The organism is Nonomuraea turcica, assembly GCF_030718205.1.
Lineage (GTDB): Bacteria > Actinomycetota > Actinomycetes > Streptosporangiales > Streptosporangiaceae > Nonomuraea.
Genome location: NZ_JAUZQF010000013.1, coordinates 91,263 through 114,258 on the forward strand (window position 1 = coordinate 91,263; position 22,996 = coordinate 114,258).

Consider the following 22,996-nt stretch of genomic DNA (forward strand, 5'->3'; position numbering starts at 1 on the left):
CCCCGATCGAGCAGAATGGCGGTCTTGATGGTTCCTCTCACTTCTTCCGACCCGCACCGCCTGGGGCGTTACTGGCTGGTCGGTCGCCTCGGCGCGGGCGGCCAGGGCGTCGTCTACGAGGCGTACGGCGAGCCGGGCGAACGGGTCGCGATCAAGGTGCCCAGGTCCGAGGGCGCGGAGGCGCGGGCCAGGCTGGCCAAGGAGGCGTCGGCGGCCGAGAGGGTGGCCTCGTTCTGCACCGCCAAGGTGATCGAGGCGCAGGTCGAGGCGGCCCCGCTGTACATCGTCAGCGAGTACGTTCCCGGCCTCAGCCTGCGGCAGGTCGTGGCCGAGTCGGGCTCCTATGAGGGCGACCGGCTGCGCCGCCTGGCCGTCGGCGTGGCGACCGCGCTGACCGCCATCCACCAGGCCGGCATCGTCCACCGTGACCTCAAGCCTGACAACATCATTCTGGGCCCCGACGGCCCGCGGGTGATCGACTTCGGGGTGGCCAGGGAGGTCGGGCCGACCACGAGCGGTCCGATCATGGGCACGCCGAACTACATGTCGCCGGAGGTGTTCGACGGGCGCGCCGTGACCGAGGCGGCCGACCTGTGGGCGTGGGGCCTGGTCGTGCTGTTCGCGGCCCGGGGGAGGGACGCGATCGAGCACGGCGACCCGATGGCGGTCATCGGGCGGCTGCTCGGCTTCAAGCCGGACGTGGCCGGGCTGCCGGAACCGCTCGGCTCCCTCGTGGCGGCCGCCCTTTCCAGGAACGCCGCCGACCGGCCGACCGCCAAGGAGGTGCTGCTGCGCCTGCTCGACGACACCGTCGCGGGCGACGCCGCCGAGGAGGACCCGCTGGCGCGCGGCGGCACGCTGGCCGGCACGCTGAAGGGCCGGGCGGAACCGGACCTGGGCGCGATCGCCGAGGAGCTCTACGCCGAGCTCACCGAGACCGAGCGGGCGAGCGTGCCCGAGGTTTTCCTGCGGATGATCGACGGCGACGCGCTCCGGCCGGTCGACCGGGACGAACTGCCCGAGCCCCCGGCCGTCGACGCGCTGCTCGACGTGTTCGCCGCGGCGGGCATCGTCACGCGGACCGGGACGGCGTACGCGCTGGCCATGCCGGGCCTGCTGCGCGCCTGGCCCCGGCTGGGCGAGTGGGTGGCGGGCAACAGCGCTGGGCTGCCGGTGCATCGCCGCCTCGTCGACGCCGCGGCCGAGTGGGAGTCGCACGGCAGGAGACCCGGCGATCTGATGCACGGCTCGGCTCTGGACCGGACGCTCCATTGGGCCGCGGCCGAGCGCAAGGACCTTACTCTGGCCAGGCGTGAACGCGAATACCTCGACGCCGCCTCCCGGCAAGCCCGCCGGCAGTCCAGGCGGCGCAACCTGGTCGCGGCGGCGCTGGCCGTGCTGCTGGTGGCCGCGCTCGGCGGGTTCGGCAGCGCCGAATACCTGCGCAGGGAGTCGAACAGGCAGCGTGACAACGCGCTGGCCCAAGCGCTCGCGCTGCGCGCCGCCGACCTGCGGAAGAGCGACCCCCAGGCCGCGATGCTGCTGAGCGTGGCCGGCTGGCGGCTGAGCCCGGGACTGCCCGAGGCCCGAGGCGCGCTCTACGACTCGCTCTCCCAGAGCACGACCTCCGTCTTCGCCGACCCCGACTACACGGCCGACACGGTACAGGCGCTCGGCCAGGACGGGCGCACGCTCGTGTCGGTGAGCGACGGCACGGCCAGGATCTGGGACCTTCCCGGCAAGCGGCGGATCGGCACGCTCTCGGGCGTGGGCACGGGCGTGGCCCAAGCCGCGCTCGCCCCCGACGGGCGCACCCTGGCCCTCCTGGACGGCAAGGCTGCGCGACTGTGGGACACGCGGACCGGCCGGCCGCTCGGCGGTCCCATCCCGCTCGGGAAGGGTCACAAGTGGGGCGCCGACCTGGAGTTTGACAAGTCCGGTCGCTACCTGGCCATCCCCGGACAAGTCCTGCAGGAATGGTGGGACGTCACCACGCGCAAGCGGCTCACCGCCCCCTCGGGAGCCGCCGTCAAGGCGATCAGCGGGGACGGCCGCCACGGTTTCGTGGCTGACGACACGAGGGAGGAGCTGTGGGACCTTCGCAGCGACAAGAAGACGCGTATACCGCGCTTTCCGGACGGAGCGGTCATCGACGACATCGCCTTCAGTGACGACGGCAGGGCGCTGGTGACCCTCGAGACCCTGGCCTCGGGCGAGCAGAGCAGGCTACGCCTGTTCGAGCTGCCGACCGCAGGGGAGACGATGGGTGAGGAGAGCGATCGCGCCACGAATGTGGCCTTCGCCTTCGGCGACGCGTTCATCGCCACCTGGGGGGGAGGGAGCATGCTGAGGTTACAGCGGCGCTCCGGCTTCGCCACGGTGTACGAGCGGGCCATGCCCGACTTCGTCGCCCAGCTTGGCTTCGACCTCGCCGGCCGTGCCGTCCGCTATCTGAACGACCGCGGCGTCGTCTACACCGAGGACGTCTCGATGGCGTTCGACCGGCCGATCGCCGCCGGCGACGGCGCGAGCGTGGCGCTGGACCCTTCCGCGCGCGTGCTGACCGAGGTGAACATGGACACGATCGACGTCTGGGACACGGCGACGGGACGGCCGCTGATCGCGCCGGTCGGCTGGTCGGGCACGGGGGCCGCGACCGCCTTCGACGCTGGCGGCCGCCGCCTCGCCCTGGCCGGCGGCGACAAGGTCTCCATCGTGGATCTGGCCGGACGCGAGGTGTCGGCCAGGCTCAAGCTGACGGGTAACGGCAGGAAGGGTGCGCGGGCGCTGGCCTTCAGCCCGGACGGCCGCACGCTGGCCGTGTCACGCGAGGACGAGTCCGGCCGCGTCGAGCTGTGGGACCTCGAACGGGGGACTGCGCGAACGACGAGCGGGCGTAGCGCGGGCTACCTGGCCTTCCGCCCCGATGGACGGCTGCTGATGACCGGGGACCCGTTCCAGCTCATCGACCCTGCGACGGGTGCCACCCGCCCTCTCGCGCCGGGGACCGGCCAGCTCGACGGCCCCTTCTCCGTCAGCCCGGACGGCCGTCAGGTGGTCTTCGCCGGCCCCGACCGGCTCACCTTGTGGGACGGCGACGTCAGGGCCCGGATCGCCCAGTTCTCCGCGGTTCCGGGCAGCGAGGCCACCATGCTCGCCTGGTCACCCGACGGGCGCACGATCGCCTCGTACGAGAAGGGTATGCGCGTGCGGTTGTGGGACGTGCCGACCCGGCAACCGCTGGGCATCGTCTTCGACGGTAAGCAGCGGCTGGACGAGGTCGGCGACGGGTGGGTGGCGTTCTCGGCGGACGGCACGAAACTCCACACCGCCGCCCTCGACGGCACCGTGCGCGTGCATGACGTGGATGAGCGGCACGTGGCCGCGACCGTGTGCGCACGCGCGGGCCGTACACTCACCGCCGCTGAATGGTCCCGCCACCTGCCCGGCGTCGAGCCTTTCACGCTGTGCCGATCCGCAGAATCGGCAGCCCGCGGGTCCACATCCGGTAGCGAACGCCGTAGTGGGCGCTGAGTGAGAGCCACCAGCCGCGCAAGCGACGTCGAACACATTCGGAGGGGTGGGGGACGTTGCCCCGTCTAGCCTCGCCGACCTGCGGATCCACCCCGACGGCGGTCGCGCGACTCCGCACGTTCGATGCAGACGACGACGGCGATCGATCTGGCGGTCAGGGGCAGGCGGGCGGCGGGTCCACGCTGCCGGTTCGGTAGCGATCCGGCGGGCCAGCCGACGCGGCTCGACGCCGCCCTTGGGGACCGGCTTGCCCGCCGGCTCGGCGATCACGCGTGGCAGGGTCCGGATCATGAACAGGGGCGTAGGCGATTGGCGATCGCGGCGTACCGTGCCATCAGGTGAACCGATATGGCCCATCTACCGGTCAACCTCACGCCTTGCCGTGGCTGCTGCTGTGGGCGTCATGCTGTTCAGCGTCCAGCTCTGACCGCTTAAAGGTAGCCGCGGGCGGCGTAGTCGTAGCTGTCGTTGAACCGGACCCAGGCCTTCTTGCCCTCGAAGGGCTCGAACTGATCTGGCTGCCACTTCTTCTTGTTCTTCAGGAAGTAGGTGGCGGTCTCGCAGCCGCCGCGCGCCCAGAACGAGGAGACCTTGTCCCGCCAGTAGGCGGTGAAGTTGAACTTCTTGCAATTCGCGGCGGAGGCCCGCCACGCGCCCATCGCGCCGCGCCAGTACTGGTGCTCATAGACGCAGTAGTAGCCGGCTGGGCAGGACTTGGCGGTGGCCGCCAGCACCACGCGGACGTCGCCGCCGTGCCAGGAGATCTCGTTGTTGCCGACCTTCGTCCCGCCGGGGAACGCGGCCATGTAGGCGTCGACGCGGGCGCTGCTTGAGGCTGCCTGGGCCGGGAGCGCGCCGCCGGCGATGACACCGGCGCCGATGACGATGGCGGCCACTCTCATGAAACTCATTTCGTCTCCCTCTTCGTGTGGTGAACAGGAAGATAGGCAGGCCGATGTTGAGCCAGTGTTGAGTGCGTGTTGACCCGGCTCGGGTCAGTCCGCGGACAGGAACGCCAGCGCCTCGCGGAGCATGCCGCGGGCGTGCTGTTCGGGCAGTCCATGGCCGGCGACCCAACCGAGTCGAGATGGGCACCGCGGGTGCGGCTGGCCGTTGAGGCTGTGCTCGTGATAGCCCGCGCCCCCGTCCCTCACCGGCGCCGTGCCGCGCCATAACGAGTTGCCGTCGTGATAGCGAGCCGTCGTCCCGCTAGCCTGAGCGGTCATGCTGCAGAAGATCGCGTTAGTTGGACTTGTCGGTATTTGCCTCGCGCCTGGCGTGCCCGTGCAGGCGGCCACGGCCACGAAGCTGCCGAAGAACTTCCTGCTCTACGAGCGCACGGCCCGCGAGGACATGGCACGTGACGACCCTGATGACGTTCACGACTATGAGGAGACCTGGCTCTACGACGACAGAGCCGACCAGCCGCTCCTGGCCAACCCCTGCTACACCGTCGCGGTCGCCACGGGCCTGAGTACCAAGGTCGGGCTGACCGGCCGCAAAGCCGTGCGGTCGGTGACCTTCAGCTCCCAGGAGTACTACGGAACGCAGGAGCAGGTGATCGTCTATCGCTCCACGGAGATCGCCAAGAAAGTCATGGGCGACTGGAAGGCCGCAGCCGCCCGCTGCGCGCGCAAGGGCAGCAAGGCCCAGCCGATGGGCGTCTTCCACCGCAAGCTCTATCCCAGCTCCCTGGGCGACCAGGCCTGGGCGGTGACGGGCTACAACACCGACGACGACGAGCAGTGGGACGCCTACGTGATCGTCCGTCGGGCCAACGCGATCATCTACTACGGTGGACCGCGGCAGAAGAAGCCCTTCGCCAAATACCGGCGGGACGCCAAGAAGATGCTGGCCAAGATATGCCGGGTGGCCTCCTGCTGATGGTCTGGCCGGGAGGCCTCTCACGCGTCATCCTGATGACTCGTAGACCGGTGGCGCCGTGCAACTGCACGGTCCAGCATCACGTACGTACGGGGAGCAGCTGACCTGGCCGTATGACTAGTTTCGTGCCACCGACGGTTGCGTGACGCGTCGCCAGTCGTCGGGAGTGACGATGGTGGAACTCGCGGTTGGGCCGGGGGATCCGGCCCTTGATGTGTTTGAGCTGGACTTCTATCTCGAAGGCGTACGGTGTCGCAGAGATCGCGGCCTGCGTACGGCCGCGAGTGCCTGAACGGAAGCTCAACAGATTCTCAACACGGGGCGGCGCATGGTCCTTGGAACGGATCACCTCAGGAGGGAACATGCGCAAGTTAGCGATTGGTGCGGTGCTCGCCACAGGGCTCGCGGTGCTGGCGGTGCCGAGTGCGGCGAATGCGGTGGGGCCCGGGTTCATCGACTACAGCTGCGGGCCGCGGATCAGTTACGAGCGCGCGAACGGGACTACACCCCTGGGAAGCGCCCAGACCTCCTTCGGGTATGTCCATCTCGACAAGTCCTGGAACCGGATCTACAAGGGACGGCACGTCTTCTATGCGTTGGCCGGCGGGCTCCAGCGCGGGGACAGGGTCACGCTCGACTGGTCGGACACCGGCGGGCGCTCCTGGCACGGCTGCTACGCCAAGCGCCGTGGCAGCATCGCCACCGCTGGGGGCGTCGACCAGTGGGGCGGCCGCAGCTTCCGCGCCTGCGTCTTCTCCGTCGGCCGGTGGGTGTGCACCCCGTGGAAGAAGTAGTGCGCTCAGACGGTGCCGTCCTTCATCGCTGCCCATCCTGGCCGGACTCCGGGCCCGCGCCGACGGCGTGTGCCATGGACCTGAGCTGCACGAATGCCGCTTCGCTTCATGACGCCTGAAAGCTGCCTCGGGAGCCATGTCGATTCCGGCGGTGCGCGATCGACGCGTTTGTGAGGGGACGGGCCGGAGGTCCTGTCACCATCGCACGAAGTCGACCAGGTACTCACCCCGGAAGGAAGCAATGAAATACATGTTGATGCAGTTCGGCGACGAATCCGTCCTGAGCGGCAAGTCTCAGGAATGGGTCCAGCAAATGATCAAATTCATGATCGAGTTCACCGAAGGGCTGAAGAGGTCCGGTGAACTGCTTGCCGATGAAGGGCTGGCACTCGCGCCGCATGCGAAGGTTGTCAGTCTCGAAGACGGCGCGGTGGCCGTGCGGGACGGCACGTTCGCTGAGCCCAGCCAATCACTGGCCGGCTGGTGGTTGGTGGACGTCGCGGATGAGACGAGAGCGCTGGAGCTCGCTCGTCAGATCGTCGCGGGAGCCGGCGAACCGGTGGAGGTCCGCCAATGCCACGAACCTCCGGTGACGTGAACTGATCAGGCCAGGAGTCCCAGGGTTTCGGGCCTTTCGCAGGCCGTCAGCTGCCGCTCAGGAAGGTCGTCGGCGAGGACCGTGGTCATCCGACGTGCGGCCCTTTCCCATCTCTTGACACGGGGGCGGCGTGGCGTAGTTGATCACCTGGGTAAGAGCCCCCTCGTAACAGTCGTACGCGTCTCGGGGGGTTCGAATGCGACTGCGTATTTCCAGTGGGCTGGGGGTGCTGGCCGCCGCAGCGCTTCTGACCGGGTGCGACTCGCAGCCCGACACAGCCAAGATGGCGGATGCCAAGGCGACCACCGCCGCGAAGGCCAAGGTGGACAAGGTCGCCAAGGCCAAGGCCGCAGCCAAGGCGAAGGCGAACGAACTGGGGCAGATCCCGGTGCTGATGTTCCACCGGGTCGTGGAGAAGCCGGCCACGACCGACGACCGCACGCCGCAGCAGTTCCGCGCGGACCTGGAGCGGCTGGCGAAGGAGGGCTATGTGCCGATCACGGCGGCCGAGATGGTGACCGGCAAGATCGACATCCCGGCCGGCAAGCATCCTGTGGTCCTGACCTTCGACGACTCCTCACCTTCGCAGCTCACGCTGAACCAGATGGGGGTCCCGCAGAAGGACACGGCTGTGGCGATCCTGAAGGACGTGGCCGCCAAGAACCCGGGCTTCCGCCCGGTCGCCACGTTCTACGTGACGCGCGACATGTTCGGCAAGACCGGCCGGGAGGAGCAGGCCCAGATGCTGCTCTGGCTGAAGGAGAACGGGTTCGACATCGGCAACCACACGCGCGATCACTTCGACCTGCGCACGCGTTCGCACGAGGAGGTCGAGGAGCAGATCGGCACGATCGGCCAGCAGATCACCTCGCTGTCCTACGTCAAGCCGGCCACGATCGCCCTGCCGTACGGCAACCAGCCACGCAAGAAGGACTGGGCCATGCGCGGCAAGCACTACGACCACCAGGGCGCTTTCCTGGCGGGCTACACGCCGGCTCCCGCGCCGTTCAGCAAGGCGTACGACCCGGCCGGCATCCCGCGCATCAAGGTCATGGAGAAGAAGGGCGACTGCGCCCAGTTCTGCTCGCAGGCCTGGCTGGACTGGCTGAAGAACAACCCGGACATGCGGTATACGTCCGACGGGGATCCCAGCACGGTGGCGTACCCGAAGTTCAAGGGGACGTACCTGCGTAAGTCGTTCGCCAAGTGGAGCCTGCCGTACTAGCCGGCCCGCCTGTCGAAGGTGATGCCCGCGCGCCGTAGGCGGTCGATGAGCGGCCGGCCCATGGCCGAGGCCGTCGTCAGCTGTCCCACGCGGTCGGGCACCTCGTCGAAGGCCAGGCACAGGGCCGACTCGCCGAGCATCTTGGCGGTCTCGCCGTATCCGGGGTCGCCGCCGGCGACCTCCGTGACGACGCGCTCGCCCCCGCCGTGGCCCAGGAACGTGACCTTGAACCAGCTCTTCGCGCGCCGCTCGGGCGAGGGGCCCTCCCCCGGCCGCAGCCGGCTCTGGATCAGGCGGCGTGCCGGCGGGATGATCGCGAGCGCCGCGAACGCGCCGGCGCCCGCCGCCGTCGCCGCTGCCTGCGGGAGCGTTCTGACGGCGTAGTGCTGGCGGTAGGAGAAGTCCGGGCCGTAGCGGTCGAGCAGCCGGGCCGAGTAGCCGACGATGAACGGATCGATGGTGGGCATGGGCAACGCCCATCCGCCCACGTACCGCAGGCCGCCGGGGGCCGAGCTCACCTTGCGTCCCTTCGGGCGGGGTTCGGCGGCCCGGCGCTGCGCGGCGGCCTCGGCCATCTGACGGGCGCGGCCGAACATGGTCATGGCGGTGGCCAGGGTGCCGCCCGAGGGGCCGCATGCTCGCCCGCAGGAAGCCGCTGACGGCCAGCGGGACACCTTCGGGGAGCAGGCTGACGGTGTGGAGGACGCCGAGATCCCACGGGATCGAGTCGAAACCGCAAGCGTGCACGATCTTGGCGCCGGTCCTGGCGGCCTGATCGTGGTGGCGCAGGTAGGTCCGGTCCACGAACTCGGGCTCGCCCGTCAGATCCAGGTAGTGGGTTCCGGCCTCGGCGCAGGCGGCGACCAGCGCCTCGCCGTGGGTGACGTACGGGCCCACCGTGGTGACCAGGACCCGCGTCTGGCGGGCGACCTCGGCCAGCGCGGCCGGGTCGGCGGCGTCGGCGATGAGGACCGGCACGTCGAGCCCGAGCCGCTCCAGCTTGGCGCGGTCGCGTCCGGCCAGCGCCCACCGCGTGCCGGGAGGCGCGGCCCCGGCGAGATAGGCGGCCGTGAGCGCGCCGGTGAACCCGCTCGCGCCGAAGAGCACGATGTCGTAGGGACGGTCCATGATCTCGAGCCTCCCCGTGATCGGCCGCGCGCGCAAGGGGCGCCACTTGACTTCCGGCTCTGACAGGGGAGGCAATTTGTGACCTCACGAACGGTTAACGAAACCCTGAGAGGTTGCTGAGCGTCGTAAAGTTTGCGTCGTTGGGGTTGATGTAAACGTGGGGATGACGAATGCCGCAGATCTCGCCGTTGATGGCCGGTGATCCCACTCACCTGGGGTCATTCCGGCTGTCCGGACGGGTCGGGGAGGGTGGTCAGGGCATCGTCTACCTGGGCGTCAACGACGAGGGCGAGCGCGCCGCCATCAAGTTGCTGCACGTGAAGTTCAGCGGTGACACGATCGCGAGGTCGCGTTTCGCCAGGGAGTTGAAGGCGGCGCAGCGGGTGGCGTCGTTCTGCACAGCCAGGGTGATCGAGGCCGATCTCGACGGCGACACGCCGTACATCGCCAGTGAATATATCGACGGCCGGTCGCTCAGAGACATCGTCGATACCGACGGGCCGCTCACCGGCACGGCGCTCGACCGGCTCGCGATCGGCACCGCGACCGCGCTCACCGCCATCCACCACGCGCACATCGTGCACAGGGACTTCAAGCCCGACAATGTGCTGATCGCCGCCGACGGGCCGCGGGTGGTGGACTTCGGCATCGCCCGGATCATCGACTCCACGGGCACGATCACCAGCCGGGCCATCGGCACGCCCGCCTACATGGCGCCGGAGCAGATCGCCGGGGACGACATCGGTCCTTACACCGACGTGTTCTCCTGGGGCGCGACCATCGCGTTCGCGGCGACCGGGAAGGCCGTGTTCGAGGGCAAGTCCATCGCCACCGTGCTCAACCGCATCCTCAACCATGAGGTCGACGTCGGCATGATGCCGGAGCCACTGCGCAGCGTGGTCGGCTCCGCGCTGGCCAAGGCGGCCGTGGAGCGGCCGTCGGCCGACCAGATCCTGCTGCGGCTGCTCGGGCAGTCGACCGGGGTGGGGGCGTCCACGGCCGTACTGACCCGGGGCGTGCAGGTCGCCAGCGACGACACCACGCCGTTCATGAGGGTGTCGGCCGGATCGATCACTGACAGGGGCTCCGCTTCGCTGGTGCCGTCCCAGCCCGGCCCTGCGGCTCAGGAGGAAGCACCCGTTTCAGGCCCGGGGGCCGTGACGGGGCAGAGGGCCGTGTCGGTGATGCCCGGCGGTTATGGAGGCGGATCCGCGCCACCGGACGCCGGGCGGGCGCCGAACCCGACGACCGAGCCGTCAGGGCCGCCGCGGCGCCGCCGTGCCAAGGTGTGGATCGCCTTCGGCACCGCGCTCGTGCTGGTCGCCGCCGCGGCGCTCGCACTGGCGCTCAACGGCTGGTCGCCGCCCGCGTTCGATGAGGAGCCCGAACCGACCCAGGAGCCCACGCGCTCGTTCGCCTCGGTGGCGGACAAGGTCGCGCAGACCGGGAAGATCGTGATCGGCGTGAAGGGCGACCTGCCCGGCATCGGACTGCAGGACGGCGACGACTTCCAGGGTTTCGACATCGAGATCGCCAAACGCATCGCCGCAGGGTTAGGCGCCACGGAAACGCAGTTCGTCAGAGTCAGCCGGGACGACCGGCCGTTGGGGCTGGCCGAAGGCAGGATGGATCTCGTCGTCGCCACCTTCGCGGTCGACAAGGGCCCGACCGAGTTCGCGGGCCCCTACTACGTGGCGCACCGCGACGTCATGGTCCTGGCCGGCAGCGGCATCGACGCGCTCGAGGACCTCGAGAACAAGAGGATCTGCGCCCCCAACAGCCCGACCGTCGGCGATGTCCAGGACCGGGTGAAGGTCAAGCCCGTGCCCGCCGCCGACATGGCCATCTGCATGGACAAGCTCAGGAGCGGCGAGGTGGACGCGATCCCCGGCGAGGACCTCATCCTGGCCGGCTTCGCCAACCGGGAGAACCATCGCTACAAAATCCTCGGCGCCAAGCTGAGCAACGAGCGCTACGCCGTGGGCGTCAGGAACGGCGATGCGAAGACCTGCAAGGCGGTGAACGGCATCATCGCCGACCTCTACAGCAGCGGCCAGCTCAAGCAGCTCATCGCCAAGTATTTCGGCAAGGTTGACTTCAAACCGGAGCTGGAGCAACCCGCGATGGAAACCTGCCGATGACGAGGGAGTAACATCCCGAACGTCAACAATCCTGCTGCGAGTTAGGGGAAAGGCCATGGCGTCGTCAGCCACTGCGCCCGTCAAGGTGACCGTCACCGGAGCCGCCGGCCAGATCGGCTACGCACTGCTGTTCCGCATCGCGTCGGGGCAGCTGCTCGGCGCCGACGTGCCGGTCAAGCTGAGCCTGCTGGAGATCACCCCGGCCCTGAAGGCGGCCGAGGGCACCGCGATGGAGCTGGACGACTGCGCGTTCCCGCTGCTGTCCGGCATCGAGATCACCGACGACCCCAACGTCGCCTTCAACGGGGCCAACGTCGGCATGCTCGTCGGCGCCATGCCGCGCAAGGCCGGCATGGAGCGCGGCGACCTGCTCGGCGCCAACGGCGGCATCTTCGGCCCTCAGGGCAAGGCGATCAACGACCACGCCGCCGACGACATCAGGGTCCTGGTCGTGGGCAACCCCGCCAACACCAACGCGCTCATCGCCCAGCAGCACGCGCCCGACGTGCCGGCCGACCGCTTCACCGCGATGACGAGGCTCGACCACAACCGCGCGCTGTCGCAGCTCGCCGCCAAGCTCCAGGTCCCGGTCACCGAGATCAAGAAGATGACGATCTGGGGCAACCACTCCGCGACGCAATACCCCGACCTGTTCCACGCCGAGGTCGGCGGCAAGGTCGCGGCCGAGCAGGTCGACGCGGAGTGGCTGAAGGAGACGTTCATCCCGACGGTGGCCAAGCGCGGCGCCGCCATCATCGAGGCGCGCGGCGCCTCCTCGGCCGCCTCGGCCGCCAACGCCGCGGTCGACCACGTCTACGACTGGGTCAACGGCACCGACTGGACCTCGGCCGCCGTCGTCTCCGACGGCTCCTACGGGGTGCCCGAGGGCCTCATCTCGTCGTTCCCCGTCCGCGCGGCGAACGGCACGTTCGAGATCATCCAGGGCCTCGAGATCGACGCCTTCTCCCGCGAGCGGATCGACGCCAGCGTCCGTGAGCTGGAGGAGGAGCGCACCGCCGTGAAGGAGCTCGGCCTCATCTGACGGCCCTGCGCGAAAGCCCCTCGCCCGGTGCGGGGGGCTTTCTCATGGACTCACGCCGCTCTGCATGGGGCAGGACGTGGGTTGCACGGCAGGATCGGGCTGCGGCGTCGTGAAGATGACACCCGCGGCGGCAAGGAGGCTGCCCATCGCCACGAGGGCACCGAAGATCAGCTTCGTGACCCTTGGTGAAAAGCTCCTCACGTTTCGGTATCACAGCACATATTTGGCTGCGGCATGACTCTTTTCGGTGAATGGCCCGTTTCGCCTGAACGGCTCATTTGCCGGAAAGCGCGTCCCATGCGTCGGAGACGATGTCGCGCAGCGCCGGCCGCTCCGCCTTCCAGCCCAGCTCGCGCTGGATCTTCGCGGACGAGGCCACCAGCACGGCGGGGTCGCCGGCCCGGCGCTCGCCCACCTCGGCGGGGATCTCGTGGCCGGTGACCTCGCGGCAGACCGAGATCACCTCCTGCACGCTGAATCCGGTGCCGCTGCCCAGGTTGTAGATCTTGTGCTCGCCCGGCGTGATCGACTCCAGCGCCAGCAGGTGCGCCCGCGACAGGTCGGTCACGTGGATGTAGTCGCGCACGCAGGTCCCGTCCGGCGTCGGGTAGTCGGTGCCGAACACGCTCACCGAGGCGCGCTCGCCGGTGGCGACCTTCAGCACGTTCGGGATGAGGTGGGTCTCGATGGCGTGCCGCTCGCGGTAGCGGCCGTAGGCGCCGGCCACGTTGAAGTAGCGCAGGCTCACCGCGCCCAGTCCGCGGATGCGCGCGTACGCGCTCAACGCGGTGTCCACGGCCAGCTTGGAGGCGCCGTACGGGTTGGTCGGGCGCGTCGGGTCGTCCTCCTGGATCGGGGAGCGCTCGGGCTCGCCGTACGTGGCCGCGGTCGAGGAGAAGACGATCTTGCCCACACCCGTGTCCCGCATGGCCTCGAGCAGCGCCAGCGTGCCGCCGAGGTTGTTGTCCCAGTAGAGCCCCGGCTTCTGCACCGACTCGCCCACCAGCGACTTGGCCGCGAAGTGCAGCACCGCGTCCATGCCGTCGAGCACATCGCCTGCGTCGGCGATCTCCGCCCGGACGAAACGGGCGCCCTCCGGCACCGCGTCCTCATGTCCGGTTGACAGGTCGTCGAGCACGGTCACCTCGTGTCCCGCCTCGACGAGCTGCGCCGCGACGACGCTGCCGACATATCCGGCCCCTCCGGTGACCAGCAGTCTCATGTTGGCTCCTGTTCAAATATGTTTGATTTTGTATGGCTTGCCGTTCAGCATACGCTGGAAACCACACGAGTACGCTGCCAACCACCATGTTTGACACCGTCGCGGCCAACATCGCCCTGGTTCTGCTCTTCATTTTGATCGGGGGCTTCTTCGCCGCGGCCGAAATGGCGATCGTCTCCCTCAGGGAGAGCCAGGTCCGCAAGCTCGCCGCACTCGGCCGCCGGGGCGAACGCGTGGCCAAACTCACTCAGGACCCCAACCGGTTCCTGTCCGCCGTGCAGATCGGCGTCACCGTGGCCACCATGTTGTCGGCCGCGTTCGGCGCCGACCGCCTGGCGGCGCAGCTGGTGCCCGTCCTCGAGACGTGGCGGGTGCCCGCGGCCGTGTCGCCCGTGCTCGCGCTCGTGCTGGTCACGCTGGCGATCTCGTACGTGTCGCTCGTGCTCGGCGAGCTCGCCCCCAAGCGGCTGGCCCTGCAGCGGGCCGAGGGCCTGTCATTGGTCGTGGCGCCGTTCCTGGACTGGATCGCCCACCTGTCGCGCCCGATCATCTGGATGTTGTCGAAGTCCACCGACGGCGTGGTCAGGCTGCTCGGCGGCAATCCGAAGGCCGACAGGGAGGAGGTCACCACCGAGGAGCTGCGCGACATGGTGGTCGGGCACACCGACCTGACCGCCGATGAGCGCAAGCTGATCGGCGAGGTGTTCGCCGCGGGGAAACGGCAGCTCAGGGAGGTGATGCTGCCGCGCACGGAGGTGGAGTTCATGGAGGCCGACACGCCGCTGGTCGACGCGGCGCGCGAGGTCGCCAGGCTGCCGCACTCCCGATTCCCGGTCTACCGCGAGTCGTACGACGAGGTCATCGGCTTCGTCCACGTGCGTGACATCCTCGATCCCGAGCTCGCCGGCCGCACCGAGCCCATCAGCGCGGTCGTGCCCATCCGCCCCGCCAAGTTCGTGCCCGCCTCCAAACGCCTGCTGACCACGCTGAACGAGATGCGCGACGAGGGCCAGCACCTGGCGATCGTGGTGGACGAATACGGCGGCACCGCCGGCATCGTCACCATGGAGGACCTGGTCGAGGAGCTGATCGGCGACATCAGGGACGAGTACGACATCGAAGAGGACGTCGTCGTCCTGCCCGCCGGCGAGATCGAGATCGACGGCCTGACGAACCTCAACGACTTCGCCACCGAGACCGGCATCAGGCTTCCCGACGGCCCCTACGAGACGCTGGGCGGGTTCGTGATGGCCATGCTGGGCCACGTGCCCGTCCTCGGGGAACGCGTGGAGGCCTCGGGATTCGAGCTGACCGTCACCGAGCTCGACGGCCGCCGTGTCGCCCGGGTGAGGGTGAAGCGCCGAGCGGTCGTCGAGTCGCCGCCCGACCAGGATTCCTGACACAATTGCGTGCTATGGCCAGACCTCGTGTACTCTCCGGCATCCAGCCCACCGCGGACTCTTTCCACCTGGGCAACTACCTGGGTGCCGTTCGCCAGTGGGTCACCCTGCAGGAGACCCACGACGCCTTCTACTGCGTGGTCGATCTCCACGCGATCACCGTGCCGACTGAGCCCGCCGCCCTGCGCCGCCGCAGCCGCGTGGCCGCCGCACAGCTCTTCGCCGCGGGCCTCGACCCGGAGCGTTCCACGGTCTTTGTGCAGTCGCACGTACGCGAGCACACCGAGCTCGCCTGGGTCCTGATCTGCCTCACCGGCATGGGCGAGGCGGGCAGGATGACGCAGTTCAAGGACAAGTCCGCCAAGTTCGGGGAGAGCGCGGCCAGCGTCGGCCTGTTCACCTACCCGATCCTGCAGGCCGCCGACATCCTGCTCTACCAGGCCAACGCCGTGCCGGTGGGCGCCGACCAGAAGCAGCACCTGGAGCTGACCCGCGACCTGGGGCAGCGTTTCAACCACCGCTTCGGTGACACGTTCACGCTGCCGGAGCCCTACATCCTCAAGGAAGTCGAGAAGATCACCGACCTGCAGGACCCGACGTCGAAGATGTCGAAGTCGTCGTCGAGCCCGGCCGGAATCCTGGACGTCCTGGAGCAGCCGGGCCCGCTGAAGAAGAAGATCATGCGAGCGGTCACGGACGCGGGCACGGAGGTCCTGTTCGACGAGGACGACAAGCCCGGCATCTCCAACCTGCTCCGGATCCAGTCCGCGCTGACCGGCACGCCGATCCCTGAGCTCGTCGCCCGCTATGCGGGGCAGGGATACGGCACGTTCAAGAAGGACGTCGCCGAGGCGGTCGTGGAGACGTTCACGCCGATCAGGGAGCGCACGGAGAAGCTGCTGTCGGACGAGAAGGAGCTGGACCAGCTGCTGGCCCTGGGGGCGGAGCGTGCGTCGGCGGTGGCCAGGCAGACCATGGCCGCGGTCCGCGACCGGGTCGGCTTCCTCCCCAAGCTCTGACACCTCGGACCTCCACGGCGCTCGGGGCTCCGCGGCCCGCCCTTAGCGACGCCGCGTCGCCCGGTGGACGCGCAGAATCGCGCGGAGGGCGGCCAAGGTGGGCCTGGTGAACCGGATGTCGCCGTGAACGGCGGTCCAGCCGGAACGATCCCGTTCGAAGGCCCACCCGGGAAACTCACGCACGGCTTCCTGCTGTAGTCGTGCCATGACGAAATCGGCACTCGGCGCTGTGGTCATGAACGCAGCGTGTCATTGACGTGTCGTTCCGTGACGAACTCGAGCGACAGATCTCCCCGTTCGCAAAGTCCGAACTCTTAGTTCGCGATTCAGTTGAGGATGCCGTGGCGTTCGGCGAGATGGCGAACCTCCGGCGCCCACGAGGGCCGGGCCCGCCGCGCCAGCGACCGGACCATCTCCCTCAGCAGCAGCTTGTGGTCGAGCTCCTCAGGGCTTTCGCGCTCGATGCGCAGCAGGTGCAGCAGGCTCGCCGCGTCGTCGCCCACGTCCTCGCAGGCACGGGCGACGTGGCCGAGATGGGTGGCTCGCCGCTCGATGGAGGGGGTGTGGCGCAGGTCGATGTCGTCGGCGATGCGCAGCACGTCTTCGGGCCGGCCGACGTCGCTCTCGATGCCGGCCATGTGGATGGCGACGTTGGCGGGTCCGAAGAAGGCCAGATCGTAGACGTTCGCCGAGTCCTGCACGCGTTCGGCGAGGTGCGTCGCGGGCCCGCGTAGCCGTTCCCTGGCCCGGTCGTCGTCGCCGGAGCGGGCCTCGCCGACGGCGGCGAGCAGGTGCAGCGCGCCGAGCGCCTTGACGTGGCGCTGATCGCCGTCGGCGACGTGCGGCTCGATGAGCTCGATGCCGCGCCGCCCGAGCTCGTACGCGATCTGGTGCATGTCGTCCGACAACATCGACTGCCCGAGACTCCAGTACGCCCACGCGATCATCAGCGGGTCCTCGGACTCCTCCGCGAAGCGCATGGCCCGGTCCGCCGCGAGATGCGAGAGGTCCACCCGCTGCAGGTGCTTGAGCACACCCCTGGCCAGAAGGTACGCGTCCGCCGCGACTCCGCAGGACCGCGGCGTGCGCTCGGCCGCCAGGCTCTCGGCGTCGGTCACCAGGGACGGCAGCGCCGCCATCAGGATCGAGTAGCGGCGCGTCGAGGTGAACCAGGAGGTGCGCGCGTCCGCGACCCGCTCCGACAGCTGCTCGGCGTCGGGCGGCTCGAGGTCGGGCGCCGACGAGCGGCAGGTGAACAACGCGCGCTCGATGTCGCTGATCTGCGGCCGGCTCGGCTCGTGGGAGTCGCGCGGGGTCTCTCCTAAGAGCACCGCGGTGCGTACGCCCAGCACCTTGGCGATCTCCCGCAGGAGGGGCAGTGAGGGTGTGCGCTTGCCGTGCTCGATCAGCTCGATGTGCCGGGGAGTGCATCCGGCCTGGGTCGCCAGCGCGGTGGTGCTCATGCCCCGCCGCTCGCGCTGGAGTCTGACCATCTGCCCGGTGCTTATTTCGGTCATGGGTGTGGGCGCCTCCTGGCTCGGTTCAGCACCCCACAGGTTAGGGCTCCAGACCGTGCCCTGCCCTGGTTTCCGCGCAGCTCAGGAGGCGCGAGAACGCGAATGATGCTCCAGAACGCGGGCCAGGAGGTCGGTCAGCTGCTCGCGTTCCGGTCGGGTCAAGGGCGCGAGCACGTCGTCCTGTAGCTCGGTGATGAGCTTGTCGAGGCGCTTCAAGTGCCCGCGGCCCCGCTCGGTGACGGTTATGACGTTGCGGCGGCGGTCGGCGGGGTCGGGCGCGCGCTCGACGAAGCCGCGTTCGGCCAGCTCATTGAGCACGGAGACCAGGTCGCTGCGGTAGATGCCGGTGCGCCTGCTCAGCTCAGCCTGGCTGACCGGCCCGGACTCGTTCAGCGCCACTAGCGCCGCGTAGTGCCACTTGCGGGCGTCCATTTGGGCCAGCCCTTCGCTCACGAGCCGGTCGGCCTGCATGGCGATCATCGCCAACATGCGGCTGGGCAGGCGCCGCAGCCGGGCGGAGGGTTGGTGGTCGTCCATGGCGTCCCAGGTCATGCCGCCGATCATATCGCTTGCGTTAGTGGGACTAACGATGTACGTTGCGTTAGTGACATAAACGTTAGCCAGACAAACGAAAGAGGCGTCATGTTCAAGACGATCGACGTGCTCGACTCGACCATCGCCTACGAAGACTCGGGCGACGGCATCCCCTTCGTCTTCCTGCACGGAAACCCGGCCTCCTCCCACGCGTGGCGGAACGTGCTGCCGGGAGTGGCCGGCGCCGGGCGCCGCCTGCTCGCTCCGGACCTCATCGGCATGGGCCGCTCGGGCAAGCCCGACATCCCCTACCGGTTCGCCGACCACGCCCGCTACCTCGACGCCTGGTTCGACGCGCTCGAGCTGCGCGACGTGGTGCTCGTCGGCCACGACTGGGGTGGCTCGCTCGCCTTCGACTGGGCCTCCCGTCACCCGGATCGAGTGCGGGGCGTGGCGTTCTTCGAAACCATCCTGCGGGGGATGAGCTGGGACGAGCTCGGTGACAGGCCGCGCGCCCGCGCCGAGGCCATCCGCGGCCCGGAGGGGGAGTCGCTGGTGCTCGATCAGAACTTCCTCGTGGACACCGCGTTCACGGGAGGGGTGCTGACGCCCTTGAGTGATGAGGAGAAGGCGCCCTACCTGGCGCCGTACCCGACGCGCGAGAGCCGGCGGCCGTTGCTGGAGTGGTCACGTTCGCTGCCGCTCGACGGCGAGCCGGCCGACGTGGCGGAGCGCATCCAGGGCTACCTCAAATGGCTGGGGGCCAGCGGTGACGTGCCCAAGCTGTTGCTCACCTTCGACTCCTCGCCGACCCTGCTGATCACGCCGCGGATGGCAGCCTGGTGCGCGGAGAACATCGCCGCCCTGGAGACGGAGCACGGCGGTCCGGCCGGGCACCACGCGGCGGAGGACCGGGCCGAGGTCATCGCCGCGGCGATCTCGGCCTGGGCCGGCCGGCACGATCTGGGCTAGCGGTAGCGGCGGCGGCTCATCGGGGCCAGGACCTCGCGGAGCGCGTCCGCCGCCCGTCGCACCGTCTCCTCCGGAATCCCGGCGGTCACGTCCGTGTACGCCCGGGCCGAGGCCTCCAGGCCCGCCTCGGCCACCCGCCGTCCCTCGTCCGTCAACTGCACCCAGCGGCTGCGCGCGTCCCCCGCGTTGGCCTCGCGCTCCACGTATCCCGCCGCCGTCAGCCGCTGCAGCACGTTGCTGATGCCGCCCGAGGTGAGGAACAGCGCCTTCGACAGCTCGCTCGGCTTCATCCGGTACGGAGGCGCCGCCCGGTTCAGCGCCATCAGCACGTCGAACTCGGCGTAGGTCAGCCCCAGCTCCGCCAGCTCCACCTTGATCGCCTGCTCGAACAGCAGGTGGAGCCGGGTTATCCGCTTGCCGAACTCGAGCGTGGCGATGAGCGACGACGACATGCCCACCTCTTTCCAGAGGGGTGTCAGCGCGTCGATCTCATCCGGTTTCACGCCTTGAGGATACCTAGCGCGAGATTGCTTTTCTAAAAGCTTCTGTTTAAGCTTTCCAACATGACAACTACCATGTTGATCAAGAATGGCGTCGTCATCGACACCGAGCCTGAGCCCGTCGTCCTCGGCCGCGCCGACGTGCGGATCGAGGACGGCGCCATCGCCGAGGTGGGCCCCGGCCTGCCGGACGTCCCCGGCGCCGAGGTGATCGACGCGGCCGGGCGGTTCGTGCTCCCCGGCTTCGTCGACACCCACCGGCACACCTGGCAGGCCGCAATCAGGGCCGCCGCGCCCGACGTCGACTTCCCCGGCTACATGCGGCGCGTCATCGGTGAGCTCGCGCCCCGCCACAGACCCGAGGACGTCTACGCCGGCAACCTCGGGGGCGCGCTGGAGTGCCTCGACGCGGGCATCACCACGCTGCTCGACTGGTCGCACATCCAGTTCAGCCCCGGCCATACCGAGGCGGCGCTCCAGGCGCTCCGCGAATCCGGCATCAGGGCGGTGTTCGGCTACTGCCATGGAGGCGAGCCCGGCGGTCTCGCGAGCGAGACCCGGCGGGTGCGAGAGCAACTGCCGGACGGCCTGGTCACGATGGCCCTCGCCGCCCTGGGGCCGGAGATCGCGGGGGAGGAGCGTGCGCTGGTGGAGTGGCGGCTGGCCAAAGAGCTCGGCCTTCCGGTCACCTGCCATCTCGGAAACAGCCCGGAGAGCGCCGGGCTGGCTTTCCTGGAGGCGAACGGGCTGCTCGACACCCCGACGACGTTCGTGCACGCCCTGCACTACACCGATGAGGAGTTCAAGCGCATCGCCGCCAGCGGCGGCAGCGTCTCGCTCGCGCCGGTGGACGAGATGAACCTGGGAATCGGCTACCCGGCCACCGGGCGGGCCAGGGCGGCAGGCGTACCGACCGGGCTCGGCGCCGACACCGTGGTCTGCTCGCCAGGCGACATGTTCTCCCTGATGCGGACGATCCACCTGCTCGAACGCGGCCGCCCAGACGGCGCCGGACTCGGCTTCACCACCCGCGACGCGCTGCGCATGGCCACCATCGAGGGCGCCCAGGTGCTCGGCATGGACGGCGTGATCGGTTCGCTGCGGCCCGGCAAGCAGGCGGACCTGGTGCTGTTGCGTACCGACCGGCTCGGCATGGCCGCCGCCCACGACCCGATCGGCGCTATCGTGCTGAACGCCGACACAAGTTCCGTCGACACGGTGCTGGTCGCGGGGCGTGTCGTCAAGCGAGGTGGGCAGTTGCTCCACCACGACCTGACGGCGGTCCTCGCCTCCCTGCGGGAGTCCGCGGGCGCGGTTGTGAGGTGATCCCGCGAGGGAGCGCCGTCGCCCGCCTCACGGAGTGAGGCCATGAGCAGGGAGGGTGTGATGGCGGGCCTGACGGAGAGGATCGGCAAGGTCAAGGCCTGGGGCCGCGGCAAGGTGGATGACTGGCGGGTCCGCAGGCTGTCGTTCGATCATCTCATCAGGGCCGTGCAGCGCTACCAGGTGCAGTTCGGCGACCGGCTGGCGGGCGCGGTCACCTACTTCGCGTTCCTGTCGTTCTTCCCGCTGATGGCGCTGTCGTACGCGGTGCTCGGGCTCGTGGTGGCGACCAGCGAGACGACCAGGGAGGCGCTGGAGGCGGCGATCGTCGAGCGGCTGCCGGGGATCGCCGGCCAGCTGGACCTCGACGCCATCTCCACGGCCAAGGCGACCGCCGGGATCATCGGCCTGCTCGGCCTTCTCTACGCCGGGCTCGGCGCGATGGACGCGCTGCGCGGGGCGCTGCGCGAGATGTCCATGACCACAGAGCCGCCGCTCAATTTCTTCCTGGGCAAGCTCCGCGATCTGGCCTCGATCGCCATGATCGGCGTGACGATGATCTCCTCGGTGCTGGTGGCCGGGTTCGCCACCACGGCCACGGACAACGTGCTGGAATTCCTGTTCGGCAGCGAGTCCGCCCTGGCCACCACCGGGTTGCGGCTGGCCGGGGTGGCGGCGAGCGTGGGCGCCGACTGGTTGTTGTTCCTGATTCTGCTCGGCTGGGTGGCCAGGCTGACCCAGCCGTTCCGCGTGATCGCCAGGGGTGCGTTGCTGGGCGCGATGGGCTTCGGCGTGCTCAAGCAACTCGCCACGCTGCTGCTGGGGCAGACGCTGGGCAACCCGGTCTACGGCACGTTCGCCGTCATCGTGGGCCTGCTGGTCTGGATCAACTTCTCCGCCAGGCTCGTGCTCTATGTCGCCGCGTGGACGGCGACGGCGGGACTCTGCCCGCCGCCGTCCCCGACGCCGCCGCCGACGTCAGAAGCGTGATCTGGAGCGCTTGCGGCGGATGCCGTACCAGAGGTAGATCAGCCCGAACAACAGCCCTCCGCCGATCACCACCGACCCGACCGTCTTGGTGGAGGCGTCCTGGTTGCGTGCGGCCGTGTCCAGCAGCGGCGGCTGCGGAGCCGGGGTGACCTGCGTGGCCGGCGGCGCGGACACCTGCTGCTGCGGCGCGGTCAGGCCCGCGGGGAGCGGGTCGACCAGCTGCCCGACCGGCGCGGCCTTGCCCCTGACCGAGAAACCCCAGTCGAGCAGCGAGGCCACCTCGTCCCAGAAGCCGCCCTCGTGCCGCATGATGCTCACCACGATCGTGTGGCCGCCGCGGGTGGCCGCGCCGACGAAGCTGGCCTGTGCCTTCGTGGTCCAGCCGTTCTTGACGCCGACCATGCCGTTGTAGCGCCAGAGCAGCTTGTTGTGGTTGCTGATCTGGTAGTGCTTGCCCTTGGGCGCCGGGAAGTTCGCGACCTTCGTGCTGATGTAGCGGGTGAAATCGGGGTTGGCCAGGCCGGCGCGGGCGATGAGCGCCAGGTCGTAGGCCGAGCTGCTCTGCCCGGGCTTGTCCAGGCCGCTCGGCGTCTTGGCCACGGTGTCGTACGCCTGCAGCCGCTTGGCCTCGGCGTTCATGTCCGCCATCGTCTTCGCGAGGCCGCCGTTCGTCTCCGCCAGGGCCATGGCCGCGTCGTTGCCCGACGACATCATCAATGCCCTGAACAGGTCCTCGACCTTGTACGTCGTCTTCGGCGTCAGACCGACCGCGCTGCCCTCCTGGTTGCAGGCGTTCTGGCTGGGCCGGATCTTGCGGTTCTTGTCGAGCTTGGGGATGAGCGTGAGCGCGGTCAGCGTCTTCAGCGTGCTGGCCGGCAGGTAACGCCCGTGGGCGTCCTTGGCCGCGAGCACCTGGCCCGTGCCCACGTCCGCGATGACGTACGAAGTAGCCTTGGTCTTGGGTGGCTTCTTGACGCCTTGGGGCGCCACCAGTCCGCGGCTGCCCAGCGCCTCGCCACCGACGGGTGTCGTCGGTGCGGCATATGCGGTCCCGCCGGTGAGCGAGACCGAGGCGATGAGTGCCGTCACCGGCACGATTTTTGTCCACATGGCGGTCTCAGCGTAGCTTCGTGTGAATGCCCATGTGGCGACACATCCCCCGAAGATCCACCT

The 22,996-nt window shown here is 69.2% G+C and carries 21 protein-coding genes and 1 pseudogene; 12 read left to right on the forward strand and 10 right to left on the reverse strand.

Features of this window, described 5'->3' with window-relative positions:
- Positions 1 to 27: 27 nt before the first annotated feature.
- Positions 28 to 3,534, forward strand: a complete 3,507-nt coding sequence (locus tag Q9G87_RS31475) for a serine/threonine-protein kinase (RefSeq protein ID WP_305920346.1) — start codon at positions 28 to 30, stop codon at positions 3,532 to 3,534.
- A 431-nt stretch (positions 3,535 to 3,965) separates the two neighbouring features.
- Here Q9G87_RS31475 and Q9G87_RS31480 read toward each other — a convergent pair whose 3' ends face one another.
- Both Q9G87_RS31480 and Q9G87_RS31485 read right to left on the reverse strand, forming a co-directional pair.
- On the reverse strand, positions 3,966 to 4,445 hold the full coding sequence (locus Q9G87_RS31480) for a peptidase inhibitor family I36 protein (RefSeq protein WP_305920148.1): 480 nt from the start codon (positions 4,443 to 4,445) through the stop codon (positions 3,966 to 3,968).
- An 84-nt stretch (positions 4,446 to 4,529) separates the two neighbouring features.
- Complete coding sequence (locus Q9G87_RS31485; protein ID WP_305920149.1) at positions 4,530 to 4,760, reverse strand: hypothetical protein; 231 nt, start codon at positions 4,758 to 4,760, stop codon at positions 4,530 to 4,532.
- On the opposite strand from Q9G87_RS31485, the gene Q9G87_RS31490 reads away from it, so the two are divergent.
- The 4 genes from Q9G87_RS31490 to Q9G87_RS31505 all read left to right on the forward strand — a co-directional run bounded on the left by Q9G87_RS31490 (position 4,759) and on the right by Q9G87_RS31505 (position 8,035).
- The gene (locus Q9G87_RS31490; protein ID WP_305920150.1) at positions 4,759 to 5,418 is read left to right on the forward strand and encodes a hypothetical protein; all 660 of its coding nucleotides are present in this window, start codon (positions 4,759 to 4,761) and stop codon (positions 5,416 to 5,418) included. The two genes, Q9G87_RS31485 and Q9G87_RS31490, sit on opposite strands and share 2 nt — an antisense overlap.
- Positions 5,419 to 5,780: 362 nt before the next feature.
- Positions 5,781 to 6,212 carry a hypothetical protein gene (locus Q9G87_RS31495; RefSeq protein WP_305920151.1) on the forward strand — a complete coding sequence of 144 codons (432 nt, stop codon included), beginning with the start codon at positions 5,781 to 5,783 and terminating at the stop codon, positions 6,210 to 6,212.
- A gap of 241 nt (positions 6,213 to 6,453) precedes the next feature.
- Positions 6,454 to 6,810, forward strand: a complete 357-nt coding sequence (locus Q9G87_RS31500) for a YciI family protein (RefSeq protein ID WP_305920152.1) — start codon at positions 6,454 to 6,456, stop codon at positions 6,808 to 6,810.
- Positions 6,811 to 7,006: 196 nt separating this feature from the next.
- Positions 7,007 to 8,035, forward strand: a complete 1,029-nt coding sequence (locus tag Q9G87_RS31505; RefSeq protein WP_305920153.1) for a polysaccharide deacetylase family protein — start codon at positions 7,007 to 7,009, stop codon at positions 8,033 to 8,035.
- On the opposite strand, the gene Q9G87_RS60835 is transcribed toward Q9G87_RS31505, so the two are convergent.
- Positions 8,032 to 8,637: a saccharopine dehydrogenase family protein gene (locus tag Q9G87_RS60835; protein WP_371825857.1), complete on the reverse strand. Its 606-nt coding sequence runs from the start codon at positions 8,635 to 8,637 to the stop codon at positions 8,032 to 8,034. The two genes, Q9G87_RS31505 and Q9G87_RS60835, sit on opposite strands and share 4 nt — an antisense overlap.
- A gap of 211 nt (positions 8,638 to 8,848) precedes the next feature.
- Positions 8,849 to 9,163 (reverse strand): annotated as a pseudogene (locus Q9G87_RS60840) (saccharopine dehydrogenase NADP-binding domain-containing protein); the annotation flags it as partial.
- Between the two features lie 170 nt (positions 9,164 to 9,333).
- Here Q9G87_RS60840 and Q9G87_RS31515 point away from each other — a divergent pair.
- Together Q9G87_RS31515 and Q9G87_RS31520 are read left to right on the forward strand one after the other, a co-directional pair.
- The gene (locus tag Q9G87_RS31515) at positions 9,334 to 11,304 is read left to right on the forward strand and encodes a serine/threonine-protein kinase (RefSeq protein ID WP_305920154.1); all 1,971 of its coding nucleotides are present in this window, start codon (positions 9,334 to 9,336) and stop codon (positions 11,302 to 11,304) included.
- 55 nt (positions 11,305 to 11,359) lie between these two features.
- The gene (locus Q9G87_RS31520) at positions 11,360 to 12,346 is read left to right on the forward strand and encodes a malate dehydrogenase (protein WP_305920155.1); all 987 of its coding nucleotides are present in this window, start codon (positions 11,360 to 11,362) and stop codon (positions 12,344 to 12,346) included.
- 274 nt (positions 12,347 to 12,620) lie between these two features.
- On the opposite strand, the gene galE is transcribed toward Q9G87_RS31520, so the two are convergent.
- Positions 12,621 to 13,568, reverse strand: coding sequence for a UDP-glucose 4-epimerase GalE (gene galE, locus Q9G87_RS31525; protein WP_305920156.1), 948 nt, complete (start codon positions 13,566 to 13,568; stop codon positions 12,621 to 12,623).
- A gap of 86 nt (positions 13,569 to 13,654) precedes the next feature.
- On the opposite strand from galE, the gene Q9G87_RS31530 reads away from it, so the two are divergent.
- Both Q9G87_RS31530 and trpS read left to right on the forward strand, forming a co-directional pair.
- Positions 13,655 to 14,968 (forward strand): hemolysin family protein, encoded by a 1,314-nt coding sequence (locus tag Q9G87_RS31530; protein WP_305920157.1) that lies wholly within the window; start codon positions 13,655 to 13,657, stop codon positions 14,966 to 14,968.
- A gap of 14 nt (positions 14,969 to 14,982) precedes the next feature.
- Positions 14,983 to 15,987: a tryptophan--tRNA ligase gene (gene trpS, locus Q9G87_RS31535; protein WP_305920158.1), complete on the forward strand. Its 1,005-nt coding sequence runs from the start codon at positions 14,983 to 14,985 to the stop codon at positions 15,985 to 15,987.
- A 42-nt stretch (positions 15,988 to 16,029) separates the two neighbouring features.
- Here trpS and Q9G87_RS31540 read toward each other — a convergent pair whose 3' ends face one another.
- The 3 genes from Q9G87_RS31540 to Q9G87_RS31550 form a co-directional block, all read right to left on the reverse strand.
- Entirely contained in the window at positions 16,030 to 16,224 is a 195-nt protein-coding gene (locus tag Q9G87_RS31540) for a hypothetical protein (protein WP_305920159.1), read from the reverse strand.
- Between the two features lie 89 nt (positions 16,225 to 16,313).
- On the reverse strand, positions 16,314 to 17,504 hold the full coding sequence (locus Q9G87_RS31545) for a helix-turn-helix domain-containing protein (RefSeq protein WP_305920160.1): 1,191 nt from the start codon (positions 17,502 to 17,504) through the stop codon (positions 16,314 to 16,316).
- Positions 17,505 to 17,585: 81 nt separating this feature from the next.
- The gene (locus Q9G87_RS31550) at positions 17,586 to 18,056 is read right to left on the reverse strand and encodes a MarR family winged helix-turn-helix transcriptional regulator (RefSeq protein ID WP_305920161.1); all 471 of its coding nucleotides are present in this window, start codon (positions 18,054 to 18,056) and stop codon (positions 17,586 to 17,588) included.
- 90 nt (positions 18,057 to 18,146) lie between these two features.
- Between Q9G87_RS31550 and Q9G87_RS31555 the strand changes: the two genes are divergently transcribed.
- The gene (locus Q9G87_RS31555; RefSeq protein WP_305920162.1) at positions 18,147 to 19,010 is read left to right on the forward strand and encodes a haloalkane dehalogenase; all 864 of its coding nucleotides are present in this window, start codon (positions 18,147 to 18,149) and stop codon (positions 19,008 to 19,010) included.
- Here Q9G87_RS31555 and Q9G87_RS31560 read toward each other — a convergent pair.
- Positions 19,007 to 19,513 carry a MarR family winged helix-turn-helix transcriptional regulator gene (locus tag Q9G87_RS31560; protein ID WP_305920163.1) on the reverse strand — a complete coding sequence of 169 codons (507 nt, stop codon included), beginning with the start codon at positions 19,511 to 19,513 and terminating at the stop codon, positions 19,007 to 19,009. The genes Q9G87_RS31555 and Q9G87_RS31560 overlap by 4 nt on opposite strands.
- Before the next feature lie 60 nt (positions 19,514 to 19,573).
- Between Q9G87_RS31560 and Q9G87_RS31565 the strand changes: the two genes are divergently transcribed.
- Together Q9G87_RS31565 and Q9G87_RS31570 are read left to right on the forward strand one after the other, a co-directional pair.
- On the forward strand, positions 19,574 to 20,836 hold the full coding sequence (locus Q9G87_RS31565; RefSeq protein WP_305920164.1) for an amidohydrolase family protein: 1,263 nt from the start codon (positions 19,574 to 19,576) through the stop codon (positions 20,834 to 20,836).
- A 42-nt stretch (positions 20,837 to 20,878) separates the two neighbouring features.
- Positions 20,879 to 21,823, forward strand: a complete 945-nt coding sequence (locus Q9G87_RS31570) for a YihY/virulence factor BrkB family protein (protein WP_305920165.1) — start codon at positions 20,879 to 20,881, stop codon at positions 21,821 to 21,823.
- Here Q9G87_RS31570 and Q9G87_RS31575 read toward each other — a convergent pair.
- The gene (locus Q9G87_RS31575) at positions 21,812 to 22,912 is read right to left on the reverse strand and encodes a D-alanyl-D-alanine carboxypeptidase family protein (protein ID WP_305920166.1); all 1,101 of its coding nucleotides are present in this window, start codon (positions 22,910 to 22,912) and stop codon (positions 21,812 to 21,814) included. The genes Q9G87_RS31570 and Q9G87_RS31575 overlap by 12 nt on opposite strands.
- Positions 22,913 to 22,996 lie beyond the last annotated feature (84 nt).

Excerpts from the sequence above, each read along its gene's own strand:
- Q9G87_RS31545 (WP_305920160.1), bottom strand. The coding sequence starts at position 17,504 with ATGACCGAAATAAGCACCGGGCAGATGGTCAGACTCCAGCGCGAGCGG.
- Q9G87_RS31565 (WP_305920164.1), top strand. The coding sequence starts at position 19,574 with ATGACAACTACCATGTTGATCAAGAATGGCGTCGTCATCGACACCGAG.
- Q9G87_RS31555 (WP_305920162.1), top strand. The coding sequence starts at position 18,147 with ATGTTCAAGACGATCGACGTGCTCGACTCGACCATCGCCTACGAAGAC.
- Q9G87_RS31485 (WP_305920149.1), bottom strand. The coding sequence starts at position 4,760 with ATGACCGCTCAGGCTAGCGGGACGACGGCTCGCTATCACGACGGCAAC.
- Q9G87_RS31500 (WP_305920152.1), top strand. The coding sequence starts at position 6,454 with ATGAAATACATGTTGATGCAGTTCGGCGACGAATCCGTCCTGAGCGGC.
- Q9G87_RS31490 (WP_305920150.1), top strand. The coding sequence starts at position 4,759 with ATGCTGCAGAAGATCGCGTTAGTTGGACTTGTCGGTATTTGCCTCGCG.
- Q9G87_RS60835 (WP_371825857.1), bottom strand. The coding sequence starts at position 8,637 with ATGACCATGTTCGGCCGCGCCCGTCAGATGGCCGAGGCCGCCGCGCAG.
- trpS (WP_305920158.1), top strand. The coding sequence starts at position 14,983 with ATGGCCAGACCTCGTGTACTCTCCGGCATCCAGCCCACCGCGGACTCT.
- Q9G87_RS31540 (WP_305920159.1), bottom strand. The coding sequence starts at position 16,224 with ATGACCACAGCGCCGAGTGCCGATTTCGTCATGGCACGACTACAGCAG.
- Q9G87_RS31475 (WP_305920346.1), top strand. The coding sequence starts at position 28 with ATGGTTCCTCTCACTTCTTCCGACCCGCACCGCCTGGGGCGTTACTGG.
- Q9G87_RS31515 (WP_305920154.1), top strand. The coding sequence starts at position 9,334 with ATGCCGCAGATCTCGCCGTTGATGGCCGGTGATCCCACTCACCTGGGG.
- Q9G87_RS31480 (WP_305920148.1), bottom strand. The coding sequence starts at position 4,445 with ATGAGTTTCATGAGAGTGGCCGCCATCGTCATCGGCGCCGGTGTCATC.
- Q9G87_RS31530 (WP_305920157.1), top strand. The coding sequence starts at position 13,655 with ATGTTTGACACCGTCGCGGCCAACATCGCCCTGGTTCTGCTCTTCATT.
- Q9G87_RS31505 (WP_305920153.1), top strand. The coding sequence starts at position 7,007 with ATGCGACTGCGTATTTCCAGTGGGCTGGGGGTGCTGGCCGCCGCAGCG.
- Q9G87_RS31570 (WP_305920165.1), top strand. The coding sequence starts at position 20,879 with ATGAGCAGGGAGGGTGTGATGGCGGGCCTGACGGAGAGGATCGGCAAG.
- Q9G87_RS31495 (WP_305920151.1), top strand. The coding sequence starts at position 5,781 with ATGCGCAAGTTAGCGATTGGTGCGGTGCTCGCCACAGGGCTCGCGGTG.
- galE (WP_305920156.1), bottom strand. The coding sequence starts at position 13,568 with ATGAGACTGCTGGTCACCGGAGGGGCCGGATATGTCGGCAGCGTCGTC.
- Q9G87_RS31550 (WP_305920161.1), bottom strand. The coding sequence starts at position 18,056 with ATGACCTGGGACGCCATGGACGACCACCAACCCTCCGCCCGGCTGCGG.
- Q9G87_RS31520 (WP_305920155.1), top strand. The coding sequence starts at position 11,360 with ATGGCGTCGTCAGCCACTGCGCCCGTCAAGGTGACCGTCACCGGAGCC.